Below are 12179 nucleotides of genomic sequence, written 5' to 3' on the forward strand. Positions count from 1 at the left end.
AAGACTAAGAAATTTGTCGGGATGCTCTGAATTAGGAAATGGAGAGGAACAAGTTGAGAGCTGTCACCAAGAAAGAAACCCTTTGCCCCCAAGGTTTCAATCTTTCCTCAGTTATAGCCATAGACTTACTTCTCTCCGTTCTTACGGCTTGACCATTGCAAATTGAATTAATGTTATGCTGACAAATTCCTCATACCTTCAGCACCCAGTCCGTGCGCGTATCGGCACTGACAAACGATGCAGGCACGTAATCAATCCCAACGCCCAAGGAAATAAAGGCTGCTCGAATGGCGGTAGCGTGGGCCGATTCAGTAGAACCAATGCTGGCTCCGGCACTGATCAAGGCTGGGGTTTTGAGGCTGGCAACTTCAGTGGTGTAGGCAATGGCCGCATCGGTTTCCAGCGCTAGCGCTAGCTTAGCAATATTGACATCGGAGTCGAGGTTGCCTTCGCCCCGCTGAATGTAAGCTGACAAATCATAGCTATCTTCTGCCATCACGGGCGTTGCGCCTAAACTGCGGACAGCCTCGGCCAAGGCGTCACGGTGCGCCATATGATCGGTCATATTCCGTTTTGCCAGGGCTAGCACCGCCCGTCCCACCTCGGTGTCGCTGAGCTTTGTGGCGGCAAACTGATAGGCCCAAATTGCTTGATGCTCATAGTACAGCGCATTGTTGAGAATTTTGGCATCGTTGGCTTGGTCCGCTGTACTGGCCCGACTCGGACGGGCTAAGGCCGAGAGTCCAATCGCACTCGATAGACCTGCCACCGCACCGCCAACCAAAACACCGCGACGAGAAAGGGATTTACGGCAAGGCAAAATCAGGCCACTTGAGCCATCGCTGTTGTGTCTCATTGAGGTCTCCTAAGGATCGATGTGAGATGTGAATAGAGAATAGATTTAGGAATCCAGCCAAAGAAGAAAAAACAGCGCTGCTTGACTTCGGCTTCCTTGCTATTAATACGCAGCAGGTTTGAGAGTGGATTGAGCAGTGGACTGATTCATTGGCAAATTGCCAGCGCATCTGGAATACAGCACATCTGGAATACAGGGCATCTGGAATTAGGTAATCGGGGATGGGTAGTGGTTAAATGGGTGAAGATTTGTCGCGCTAACTGTGGGAGACACTGTGTCTAACGCCAAAAAAACCGGGCGCTCGCTGGCGGGGATTGCTGGCATTGTGGCCGTCGCAACGCTGTTGAGCAAGGTATTTGGGCTGTTTCGTCAGCAGGCGATTGCAGCGGCATTTGGGGTCGGGGTGGCTGCCGATGCCTACAACTACGCCTATGTGATTCCCGGCTTCTTGCTGATTTTGCTGGGCGGCATCAACGGTCCCTTTCATAGCGCCATTGTTAGCGTCTTGTCGAAGCGCAAGCAGGAAGAAGTCGCCCCGCTGATCGAAACCATTACGACGCTGGTGGTCAGTGTTTTGCTGGTAGTGACGGTGCTGCTGATTCTGTTTGCCGAGCCGCTGATTGACATTGTCGCTCCCGGGCTTGGTCAAACCCCGGTCGGACAGGAGACTCGCGCCATTGCGATTCAGCAGTTTCGGATTATGGCTCCGATGGCGGTGCTGGCTGGCTTGATCGGAATTGGCTTCGGGGCGCTGAATGCGGCAGATCACTACTGGCTGCCGTCGGTGAGTCCATTGTTTTCTAGCCTAACAGTGCTGATCGGCTTGGGGATTTTGGCCGCGCAGCTTGGTCCCCAGATGACGGCACCAGAGTATGCTCTGATTGGTGGCATGGTGTTGGCCTGGAGCACGTTGGCAGGAGCTGTTTTGCAGTGGCTCGTACAGCTACCAGCCCAGTGGCGAGCCGGTTTAGGCAGGTTGCGACCGCGGTTTAACATTCACCAGCCCGGCGTCCGCGAGGTGATGCGGATTATGGGACCCGCCACCCTGTCTTCCGGCATGCTGCAAATCAATGTCTATACTGATTTGTTTTTTGCCTCCTTTATTCCCCAGGCTGCGGCTGCTTTGGGCTACGCCAATCTGCTGGTCCAAACGCCGCTGGGGATCATTTCCAACGTGATTTTGGTGCCGCTGTTACCGCTGTTGTCGCGTCTGGCCACTCCCGACAATTGGACCGACTTCAAACTGCGAATCCGGCAAGGGCTGCTGCTGACGGCCCTAACCATGCTGCCGCTCAGTGCCCTATTCATTGCGCTGGCCTTTCCGATTGTGCGGGTGGTCTACGAACGGTTTGCCTTTGACCAAGAGGCGTCGCTGATTGTGACTCAGGTGCTGATCGCCTATGCAATCGGCATGTTCTTTTACTTGGGGCGCGATGTCATGGTGCGGGTTTTCTATGCCCTGGGGGATGGCGATACCCCGTTTCGCATCAGCGTCGTCAATATTTTTCTCAATGCCCTGCTGGATTTTCTGTTGATCAAAGCATTCGGAGCGGCTGGTCTGGTGCTAGCTACCGTGGGCGTGAACATTATCTCGATGGGCTGGCTGATGCTGGTGCTGGATCGCAAGATCAACGGTTTGCCGTGGCGCGAGTGGGCAGGGCCGTTGGTGCAGTTGACGCTGAGCAGCGTGATTGCAGGACTGGTCTGCTGGGCCACCCGCTGGGGGTTGGAAGTGTGGCTAGGCACAGAAGGACTGCTGGTTCAGCTGATTCAACTGAGCGTAGCGGGGGCCGTTGGTTTGGGCGTGTTTGCGGTTTTGGCGGCTCGTACTGACCTACCCGAAGTCGATCAACTCGTAGCCCGACTCCGACAGCGATTTGGCCGCTAGGTAGCTTCAGGCGGCTCAAACAAAAATCAGGCAGATGGCGACGTGGCTGCCAACTACCTGATTCCCAAATTTATAGAGCTTTAGTTACATAAGTTAGGACACGGGCATTTTTGTGGGGGCGCGGAGCGCCCCCACAAAAATGCCCTAACCAAACTGTGCTATATCTAGAACGGGCTGGTTGGACTGGTTGGACTGGCTTGTGCCTGTAGCTCTGCGGTCCGGACCGAAATCTGCTGGGTTCCGTTGCCTCGTCTGATCGTGACCCGCAGAGATTTACCCACACCGCTCCGGTCTACTAGGTTTTGCAATTGCTCGGCATCGGTAATAGTTTGACCATCGATTTGGGTGATCACATCCCCGCGACGAATTCCGGCATTGGCGGCAGGCGAGTTGGGTACTACGCCCATCACCAGCACCCCAGAAACCTCCGGCAGCATCACGGTTGCATTCGGGTCGCTGTTGTTCTGCTTGGCTAGGTCAGGCGTCAGCGTCATAATTTGCACACCCAGGTATGGATGGGAGACTTTCTCTCCGCGTGCTAATAGGGGCATAACTTCTTTGGCTTTGTTGATCGGAATGGCAAACCCAATTCCAGAAGCGTTAGCCCGAATGGCGGTATTAATGCCGATCACCTCACCGTCTTCGTTCAGCAGTGGTCCGCCGGAGTTGCCCGGATTGATGGCCGCATCGGTTTGAATAAAGTCCAGCCGCTTGTCGGGAATGCCAGCTCTGGCGCTAGAGCGATTTAACGTACTGACAATGCCTAACGTTACCGTGTTGTCTAGACCAAATGGATTGCCCACCGCAATGGCCCAGTCTCCTACCCGCACCTGATCGGAATCGCCTAGGGGCGCAACCGGCAGCCCACCCGCTCTTACCTGCACCACAGCCAGATCGGTGACTTCATCCACCCCGCGCACCACTCCATCCAAGCGGCGACCATCCTTCAAAATCACCGTCACCCGGTCGGCATCAGCCACCACATGGGCGTTGGTCAGAATCGTACCATCGCTGTTGACGATAAAGCCAGAACCTTGCCCCTGCAAGCGTTCCTCAAACGGCCCCTGAGGCATCATGCCATCGCCAAAGCCAAAGAAACGGCGGAAAAACGGATCGCTGAAGAAGGGATCGGGTTGGCGTGTGATCGTGCGTTCCGTATTGATTTGCACTACCGCTGACCCCACCTTCTCCACCGCTGCTGCCACAAAACTGCCTCGCCGAGGCACCGCTTGCGCAATCATCTGATTCGTACCGCTGGCCTGCGTCTGACCTATGAGAGGTCGTGCCCAACTCGGAGATACCGAAACCGAAAACGCCAGCAACACACCTAAAACAACCGAAAGTACGCGCGTGATCATCCGTCGTAGACCCAAAAAGACTGAAAGGACACCTGCAAACCTATTTGGCAGCACGTTTAGCAACATAATAGGTCACCGGAAGGTTCGCTCGACTCGGCGGCCTGCTTCAGTACAGTTAGAATCCCAGCTAGGACCCTAGCTAAAATCCCCAAATCCTCGCAAAGCAACCGTGCTCAACAGGCTTGCAGTTTCATTCTAAAAACGGACAATTCCCTGCTGACAAGGGGAATCCAGTTCGGTTAGCCCACCTTGTTCTGTTCCAGCGCCAATCAGTCCGATTCAACCTCTGGAATTGTTAAGGCCAACTGATAGATCTGGCGACGCGAAAGCGACGTTTGCTGCGCCAACTGACGGCTAGCCTGAGAACGAGATACGCCCTGCTGAATCAACTGCTGCAGTTCTGCCAACAAAGCCGATTCAGAAAGTTGCGGTTGAGCGGCTTGGTATCCGGCCAAAACTAGAGTAAATTCGCCCTGCGGTTCGCGGGTTTGATGATAGGCCACAGCTTCCGCCAGAGTGCCACGCCAAAACTGTTCATGCAGCTTGGTCAGTTCTCTAGCTAGGACAATCGAGCGCTCAGTTCCCATGACCGCAATGAGATCGTGCAAGGTTTGCCTCAGCCGATGGGGAGCTTCATAAACAACAATCGTGCGCGGCTCGGTTCGCAGTTGTTCTAACCGATCCTGCCGCTCTTGGCCCTTGGTCGGTAAAAAACCTTCAAACACAAACCGTTCGGTTGGTAAGCCAGCCGAACTCAAGGCTGTGGTTACGGCACTGGCTCCCGGAATCGGCACCACGGGAATGCCCACCTCTACACAAGCTTGCACCAGTTCAGAGCCAGGATCGGAAATCCCCGGCATGCCGGCATCAGTAACCAGAGCAATACTGCGCTTTTGCTGTAGCCGTTGCAGCAATTCGGGCAGCCGGCTCCGTCGATTGTGATCGTGATAGCTGATCTGGGGCGTCGTGATTTGAAAATGCTGGAGTAGTTTCCCGGTATGGCGCGTATCTTCAGCCGCAATTAGGTCTACCTGTCGCAGCGTATCAATGGCTCGGAAGGTCATATCCTCCAGGTTGCCAATCGGCGTGCCAACAATGTAGAGCGTTCCGGCCTGAATTTCCATATCAGCTTCTTGGGGCAGCAAACACCCATACTCTAGCACTCACAAGGGTCTGCGCTTTTTGAATTAGTGGCTTGGCTGATCTGAGCCTGGTGATTGTAGCCAATTGTGTCGCGTTGGTCCAATCAGGAGAATTCAAGCAAATCAACCCAATCCGGAACTCGGCTTAGATTAATCAATCAGCAGCTCAAGCCACTAGAGCATGTAGCAAATTTAACTGGATACTGCGGATAATACGGTCGGGCTTCTAAAAACCTTGCAAATAGGTAAAGCCTTAATAAAGCTCCCGTAAAACGGGTTGGTCAGTTGGAATAACGGATCATACTACTCAGTAGGAGGGTTCGATTAAGACCTATGGTAACAATCGAGTTCTGACTACTGACTACTGACTATCTGATTGACCGACTGTCTGATTGACCGATTAATAAACAAATTTGCACTGCTTTCGCCTGACACGCTAACCATGACGACTCACTCCAAGGCCTATTTGATTTTCTCCTCCGTGGCTGGATTCTCTTCTAATTCGGCTTCTTCGATGTCGGCTGATGTCCATCCTTCAGTTTACAGTCGTACTAAACGCTGCCTTGATATTTTGGGTGCGCTCGTAGGTTTAACTTTAACGGCTTTAATTTTCCTGCCGATCGCCATTGCCATTTATTTGGATAATCCTGGTCCCATCCTGTATAGCCAAACTCGCTGCGGTTGGCGCGGGCAGCAGTTTCGCATCTGGAAGTTTCGCTCGATGGTGGTGAATGCGGAACAGCTCAAGCATACGGTGCAAAATCAGGCCAACGGCCATGTGTTCAAGAACGACAATGATCCTCGGATCACGCGGGTAGGACGGTTTCTGCGGCGCACCAGCTTGGATGAACTGCCCCAATTCTGGAATGTGCTGCTGGGTGATATGAGCCTGGTAGGAACTCGCCCTCCGACTGTCGATGAGGTGAAGAAGTACAACAATCGGCATTGGCAGCGCTTAGAGGTCAAGCCCGGTATTACCGGTGAATGGCAGGCAAATGGACGCTCCAGCATCAGTGATTTTGAACAAATTGTGGATATGGATTTGCGCTACATGTACAACTGGTCAATCGCCTATGATGTAAAACTAATCTTGAAGACGATTCAGGTTGTATTGCATCGCAAAGGCGCGTGTTAGATGGCAACAGGGCTGTTTGTTGGGTTAGTAACGCTCGATTTCATCTACCTGACGACAGCCCTACCCCAACCCAATCAAAAGTTGGTTGCGCTGGATTACCTACTCGCGGCCGGAGGCCCCGCCACAAACGCCGCCATCACCTTTCAGCATTTATCGAATCAGTATTTATCGAATTTATCTAACCCAACTCTATCCAACCCATATTCCTTCAACTCAGCGCGACTGATGGGTGTGATTGGCTGCCACCCCGTCAGTCGATTTGTTTTAGCCGAACTACAGCAACGGCAGCTGCAAATCCTCGACCTCCAGCCCAATCGCTCCGAACCGCTGCCCACCTCTTCCATCTTGGTGACTCACTCAACCGGCGAACGGGCTGTTATTTCCATCAATGCAGTTCAGGCTCAAGCCTCAGCTGCTCAAATTCCTGCTGAAGCACTCAAGGCCGTCGATGTTGTTTTGATCGATGGACATCAAATGGCTGTGGCTGAGGAAATTGCCCATCAAGCTAAGGCGTTGTCAATTCCAGTTGTGATTGATGGCGGCAGTTGGAAATCCGGATTTGAGTTGGTATTGCCTTATGCCGACTATGCAATCTGCTCGGCCAACTTTCGTCCACCCCACTGCCACACCCCAAGGGACACCCTGCACTACCTCGAATCTTTAGAAATTCCCCATATCGCCATTACTCGGGGCGAACAGCCGATTCTTTTTAGGAGTCAAGGCAAGAGCGGCGAGGTTGCCGTAGCGAAAATTGCCGCCGCCGATACGCTGGGGGCTGGAGATATTTTCCACGGTGCTTTTTGCCACTTCATTTTGCAAACTGGCTTTGTTGCGGCCCTTCAGGCCGCCAGCCAAATTGCAACTCGCGCCTGTCAGTCCTTCGGAACCCGGCGATGGATGGAGACAGACGGGCAACAGCCTAATGAATAACTTACTGCTGCCGAGAGAGACGAGCGCGAATCTGCTCCAGATGACTGCGGCTATCAACTGGCAAGCGGGGCAAAGGCAAATCCAGATTCGGCCAGGTAGGCAAGTCAAAACACGGACAAGGACCCGACTGCACGCCTAAACTCAACATCGGTACGGGCATACTGCAACGAGCGCACCCAGCCATTTCCCATTTTTCGGAGAGCAGTTCACCAATAGTTTGAATCGTTCCGTCTAAATAGCAATTGCTACCTCCTGACACCAGGATTCGCTGCCAGCACGCTTCAAATTCTGGACTATAGTGATCGCCTTCAACCACGGGTTGCGGTAACACCGACTCCCCCTGATCGAAGATCAATGGCTTACCTAGCTGAAACCAGTAGGCGAGATATTGTTTAACTTGTTCGGGGGATGCCATGGTGCTGTTGTCGTACTGTAAGGAATAAAGAAAAGCAAGCTGTAACGAAATTGTAAAGAAATGCCTGTTTAGCGCGGAGTTAGTACTCAAGTTATCTTCATGCTATCGAGTTCTGCCTCTATCCCCAGGTTTAAAATCTTGAGCAAACCTTAAGGTTCGTAAGGAAAGGTGAGCAAAGGTTCATGTTTGCTAAGCTCATGTCTGCTAGATTCAGGTTTGCTCGGCTTGGGTTAATCCGATTCATCCAGTTTGTCTTAATGCGGCAGTGGTGTCCCCAACTGGCTGAGGTTGAGCACATGCCCACCCGCAACTAGGTAAACCGGATTTGCCAACGCTCCGATCTGCCGAGTTAACTTGCCCAAGCGGTCACGGAAAGTGCGTCCGATTGGATAGGCGGGCACCACGCCCCAGCCAGTTTCTTCCGCAACAAAGATGACTTGAGCCACAGTTTGAGCCAGACTGTCCAGTAGCTCTTGTGCGGTCTGTTCCCAAGTCGATTCGTCCTGCTCCAGCCAATTCGCCAACCAAGTGCCGAGCGAGTCAACTAACAGGCACTCAGAGGCTTCAGCTTGACGCAGAGTTGCTGCTAGGTCTAGCGGCACATGCAGAGTTTTCCAATCGGCGGGACGGCGCTGCTGATGTTGCCTAATCCGAGCCTGCCATTCTAGATCGTCGGGATCGAGCTGGGCTGTGGCCACATAGGTGACGAATCTACTCGATTGAGCCGCCAGCGCTTCAGCCCATTCACTTTTGCCTGAGCGAGCCGCGCCGGTCACCAAAATCAGCGATGACCGGGTTGAGTGACCCGCAGGATTGGCTTCGTGATTGGCTCTATCAGTCTTTTTGCCAGCATCTTCAGGATTCATAGAATCAAATCGGATCAAATTTGTTATGAAAAGTCATAATCTAACAACGCCAAGCTAGGGGGAACCAGATAGAATACCCCCATCTGGATGCATCGGAGTTCTACAGAGTTCTACCCGATATTTTCACTTGTCGTGTTATAGACTCACTAAGCTTGCTAGGGAAATGAGGCTGCTATGAAAACCGGACTAAAACGAATTGAAGCAACATTAGGTCAGTTGAATGCCCAAACTCCCCCCCAGGGCTACCTAGAATCAGATCCGCTAGAACAAGGTGAGCTAGCCGACCGCTCCAGGTCTTTCCTTGTCTCTGATGCAGATCCCGTCCAATCTACCTCTGCTAAGAAGGCCAAAACTACGATTCAGCCGTTTCCCTTTCCTCAGGAACCCCAACTGCCAGTAGAATCACGCTCAGTAGAACCACGAGTTAAAAATGCTGGTCCGATGCCGGCAGCCAAACCTAAACCAGCACACAGTAGCAGTAAATCAAGTGGCAACAGATCAGGGAGCAACAGAGCGGGGGGCAACAAATCAGATCATGGCAACAAGCCTAATGGCAACAAGTCGGGTGCTAAAGCTAAGAAAGTTGCGGTGCCCCACCCCGTTGCAGAAACCGTCCAGCCCTTTCCTGCCGAGCAGAACTGCCCTGACACGCCTGCGTTACCCAAACCCAAACCACCGAGTTTCAGCAGCCATCGTCATGCGGTAAACCCCAATTTGGCTTTGGGATTGATCAAAGAAGTTGAAACTGTAGTGATGAGGTGGCAGCTTGATCTAGAGCAAACCGTTCTAGAAATTCAAGCCCTTTATCTGGAAGGACCGATTGTCGAAGGCTGGCTGGAATCTCACGCTTATGATCTACCTCCCGTGACGCCAGCTCCGGGCATGGCCACCCTGCGCCACGCGGAACCCGACCAACTGCTGGAGTATATCGAAGAGATTTGCCGTACCCCCCAAACCCTAGACCTAGAGGAAGCACCACGTACCGGATACCGCCTCTGCGGACTTGATGCCGATGGGCAACTCTGGTCTCGCCCCTGCCCACCTCAGCAGGTTCCTTACGTCAGCTTGGCGATTGCCCGCTATCAAAAGCTTCGCATCCTCTTCGCCAAAAAACAGAATCTAGAAAGCCGGCTGAATCAACTCGTGCAAAATTTGACCCTGCTACATGGGCAAATGCAGGAGCAAGCTTGAAGAAGTTTTGAGTTTTGAGTTTTGAGTTTTGAGTTAGAGAGTGAAAAGAAGTTTTGAGTTTGAAAAAGTTTTGAGGTGTGGTGTTGAGCTAGTTTTGGGCTGGGTCTTGCTAAAAGCCTTGTAAAACTAACTTGTAAACTGAGAATTGCCATGGCTAACCTCGGCCATTGACACTCATTACCCCCTCCTAACTCAAAACTCAAAACTCAAAACTCAAAACTCAAAACTTAAAACTCCCCACCAGCGCGGGTTGAGTTTGTCGGGGAGAAAATCGTCCGAGGGCGCTGTAGCTCGCTAAGCCCAAATATTCACGGACCAGCAGAAACGCCTCTTTACGGGGAGGAAGTTGGGCTGGCAGGGAATTGGTGTGGGGAATCACCCGGAACCCTAGGCTGCGAAAGGTTAGGTAGGAGCGCAGCATGTGGGGCGGGTCAGTGACTAGCACTATTTGCTGAACGGCGGGCTGTAATCGGGCAGCAGTAAACCGGGCATTCTCTTCGGTGGTGCGAGAGCAAGGTTCCCCATCGACAGCTTGGGAGGGGAGACCCATTTGCGACAGCAGGCTGACAATGGGTTGGGCATCCCCCCAGCCACTGGCAAACACCAACGGTGCTCGTCCGGCTCGCCATAATTCTGCCGCTACCTCGGTTCGTTCTAGGCGCATCTCAGAACCCCGACCCAAAACCACAATTGCATCCGCTGCTTCACCAGAATCGCTAGGTAAAAAGGCTTGCAGTGCCCGATTGCCCAACTGAATTCCGAGTGGGGAGCAGAGTAAGCCGTACAGCAATAGCAAAACCATACCCAACCCGCTAATTTGCCGTTTCCACGGTAAGGCTTTTACGAACCAGGGCAGCAGAATCAGTGAAGCTAGAACTGGCAGAACCAGGCTAGGATTGGTGACTCCATTAAATAGCTGCCACGTCAAGAAGGCCCATCCACCTGCTGGACTGTCGCCACAGGATGCGGGATCTACCATCGCAATCATTGCAGTCAAGCCATCCATATTGATCTCGTAAGGGTCTGTATCGTTTAAATCCGCAGTTAATTATTCAACCGTAGATTCCCAGGACAGGATTCGGTTCCGCTGCCAGTATAACCGAGCGAGCTAACCCAGCCATTTGTCGAGATCAAGGTCGGATGAAGGCAGAATTGCCAAAAACTACCCTTGCTGTCCCGACCATCCCGCACAATAGAGAAAGAAAAAGTTCTGGAATGCTAGGTTTATGGACTCGGCTGTCTCGTCTACTATCACCCGTCCGGCCTCACGCCATAGCGGCGATGATTTTGCGATTACCTTTGCGCCCCTCTCGCTAGATGACGTATACCGGCGAGCGGATGATCCAGCCAATGGAGCCGTGGTGGTAATGAGCGGCATGGTGCGGGACAACACAGACGGTAAAGCAGTCGTGGCGTTGGAGTATCAAGCCTATGAGCCAATGGCAATCGCGGTGTTTCAACAAATTGCGGCTGAGATTCGCCAAACCTGGCCGGATGTGACGCATGTAGTGATTCACCACCGCACCGGAAAACTGCAAATTGGCGAAATAAGCGTGTTAGTCGCGGTGGGTTGTCCCCACCGTTCGGAAGCTTTTGCGGCCTGTAAGTATGCCATTGACACCTTGAAGCACCAAGCCCCGATCTGGAAAAAAGAGCACTGGGCCGATGGTTCAACGAGCTGGGTCAGTATTGGGGCCTGTGAACAGGCTGGGGAGAATTGCTGAGCCATACCAGAATTGGAACGAGTGCGATCTCAAGTCAGGTGAACCATGACTACTGCAACTGTACCGTCAACCTCTGATCAGCGCATTGTGTTATCTGGGCGCACTTGGGAGCAGTTTAAGCTGATTCAGCAAGGCTTTGAAGACTCACCGGGTATGCGACTCGCTTATTACGAAGGCACGATTGAAATTGTTATGCCGGGACGTGAACATGAGGTTTTCAAATCTTTGATTGGCTTTCTGCTGGAGCTTTTTTTTGTGGAGAGAGGTATTGAATTTGAGCCAACCGGGGCGATGACGCAAGAGCGAGAGCGGGTCGTTTCAGCTCAGGCGGATGAGTCTTACTGTATTGGCACCTCTAAACCAACGCCCGATTTGGTGATTGAAGTGGTGTTTACAAGCGGTGGGGCAGCTAAATTGCAGCGCTATCAGGCTTTAGGCGTTCCTGAGGTATGGTTTTGGCAAGATGGCTTGTTCAGCCTGTATCGTTTGCGCACAGGCGGATATGAGCGAATTGAACGCAGCGAAATTCCCGAATTGGCTACGCTGGATCTGGCACTGCTAACTCGTTGTATGCTGATCGGTGAAACGTCTAGATTAGAAGCGATTCGCGAGTTTCGTCAGGCGATTCGTCAGGGCTAGAATCGGGCGAATTCTGCAAAAGACCGTAGCCCTAA

General features: G+C 52.6%; 12 protein-coding genes. 6 read left to right on the top strand and 6 right to left on the bottom strand.

Annotation, left to right across the window (positions count from 1 at the left end; all coding sequences use genetic code 11):
• Window positions 1-190: 190 nt before the first annotated feature.
• On the bottom strand, window positions 191-856 hold the full coding sequence (locus HJG54_RS06640; RefSeq protein WP_316434053.1) for a ferritin-like domain-containing protein: 666 nt from the start codon (window positions 854-856) through the stop codon (window positions 191-193).
• Window positions 857-1130: 274 nt separating this feature from the next.
• Between HJG54_RS06640 and murJ the strand changes: the two genes are divergently transcribed.
• A complete protein-coding gene (gene murJ / locus HJG54_RS06645; protein WP_316434054.1) occupies window positions 1131-2744 on the top strand; it encodes a murein biosynthesis integral membrane protein MurJ in 1614 nt (537 codons plus the stop codon).
• Window positions 2745-2908: 164 nt separating this feature from the next.
• On the opposite strand, the gene HJG54_RS06650 is transcribed toward murJ, so the two are convergent.
• Entirely contained in the window at window positions 2909-4102 is a 1194-nt protein-coding gene (locus HJG54_RS06650; protein ID WP_316434055.1) for an HhoA/HhoB/HtrA family serine endopeptidase, read from the bottom strand.
• A 269-nt stretch (window positions 4103-4371) separates the two neighbouring features.
• A complete protein-coding gene (gene rsmI, locus HJG54_RS06655) occupies window positions 4372-5247 on the bottom strand; it encodes a 16S rRNA (cytidine(1402)-2'-O)-methyltransferase (protein WP_316434056.1) in 876 nt (291 codons plus the stop codon).
• A 373-nt stretch (window positions 5248-5620) separates the two neighbouring features.
• On the opposite strand from rsmI, the gene HJG54_RS06660 reads away from it, so the two are divergent.
• Entirely contained in the window at window positions 5621-6379 is a 759-nt protein-coding gene (locus HJG54_RS06660) for a sugar transferase (protein WP_316434058.1), read from the top strand.
• Complete coding sequence (locus tag HJG54_RS06665) at window positions 6380-7309, top strand: PfkB family carbohydrate kinase (protein WP_316434059.1); 930 nt, start codon at window positions 6380-6382, stop codon at window positions 7307-7309.
• A 1-nt stretch (window position 7310) separates the two neighbouring features.
• Here HJG54_RS06665 and HJG54_RS06670 read toward each other — a convergent pair whose 3' ends face one another.
• The gene (locus HJG54_RS06670; protein ID WP_316434060.1) at window positions 7311-7724 is read right to left on the bottom strand and encodes a hypothetical protein; all 414 of its coding nucleotides are present in this window, start codon (window positions 7722-7724) and stop codon (window positions 7311-7313) included.
• Between the two features lie 254 nt (window positions 7725-7978).
• A complete protein-coding gene (cobU, locus tag HJG54_RS06675; protein WP_316434061.1) occupies window positions 7979-8590 on the bottom strand; it encodes a bifunctional adenosylcobinamide kinase/adenosylcobinamide-phosphate guanylyltransferase in 612 nt (203 codons plus the stop codon).
• Between the two features lie 174 nt (window positions 8591-8764).
• On the opposite strand from cobU, the gene HJG54_RS06680 reads away from it, so the two are divergent.
• Window positions 8765-9781 (top strand): hypothetical protein, encoded by a 1017-nt coding sequence (locus tag HJG54_RS06680; RefSeq protein ID WP_316434062.1) that lies wholly within the window; start codon window positions 8765-8767, stop codon window positions 9779-9781.
• A 220-nt stretch (window positions 9782-10001) separates the two neighbouring features.
• Here the strand turns inward: HJG54_RS06680 and HJG54_RS06685 are convergent, their stop codons facing one another.
• Entirely contained in the window at window positions 10002-10787 is a 786-nt protein-coding gene (locus HJG54_RS06685) for a YdcF family protein (RefSeq protein WP_316434063.1), read from the bottom strand.
• 220 nt (window positions 10788-11007) lie between these two features.
• Between HJG54_RS06685 and HJG54_RS06690 the strand changes: the two genes are divergently transcribed.
• Window positions 11008-11505, top strand: coding sequence for a molybdenum cofactor biosynthesis protein MoaE (locus tag HJG54_RS06690; protein WP_316434064.1), 498 nt, complete (start codon window positions 11008-11010; stop codon window positions 11503-11505).
• Between the two features lie 45 nt (window positions 11506-11550).
• Window positions 11551-12144 (top strand): Uma2 family endonuclease, encoded by a 594-nt coding sequence (locus HJG54_RS06695; RefSeq protein ID WP_316434065.1) that lies wholly within the window; start codon window positions 11551-11553, stop codon window positions 12142-12144.
• The last annotated feature ends 35 nt before the right edge of the window (window positions 12145-12179 follow it).

The organism is Leptolyngbya sp. NK1-12, assembly GCF_032598965.1.
Classification (GTDB): Bacteria; Cyanobacteriota; Cyanobacteriia; order Elainellales; family Elainellaceae; genus Elainella.

Coding starts and splice junctions, on each gene's coding strand:
- HJG54_RS06680 (WP_316434062.1), top strand. CDS start 8,765: ATGAAAACCGGACTAAAACGAATTGAAGCAACATTAGGTCAGTTGAAT.
- HJG54_RS06685 (WP_316434063.1), bottom strand. CDS start 10,787: ATGGATGGCTTGACTGCAATGATTGCGATGGTAGATCCCGCATCCTGT.
- HJG54_RS06695 (WP_316434065.1), top strand. CDS start 11,551: ATGACTACTGCAACTGTACCGTCAACCTCTGATCAGCGCATTGTGTTA.
- HJG54_RS06640 (WP_316434053.1), bottom strand. CDS start 856: ATGAGACACAACAGCGATGGCTCAAGTGGCCTGATTTTGCCTTGCCGT.
- cobU (WP_316434061.1), bottom strand. CDS start 8,590: ATGAATCCTGAAGATGCTGGCAAAAAGACTGATAGAGCCAATCACGAA.
- HJG54_RS06650 (WP_316434055.1), bottom strand. CDS start 4,102: ATGATCACGCGCGTACTTTCGGTTGTTTTAGGTGTGTTGCTGGCGTTT.
- HJG54_RS06665 (WP_316434059.1), top strand. CDS start 6,380: ATGGCAACAGGGCTGTTTGTTGGGTTAGTAACGCTCGATTTCATCTAC.
- HJG54_RS06690 (WP_316434064.1), top strand. CDS start 11,008: ATGGACTCGGCTGTCTCGTCTACTATCACCCGTCCGGCCTCACGCCAT.
- HJG54_RS06670 (WP_316434060.1), bottom strand. CDS start 7,724: ATGGCATCCCCCGAACAAGTTAAACAATATCTCGCCTACTGGTTTCAG.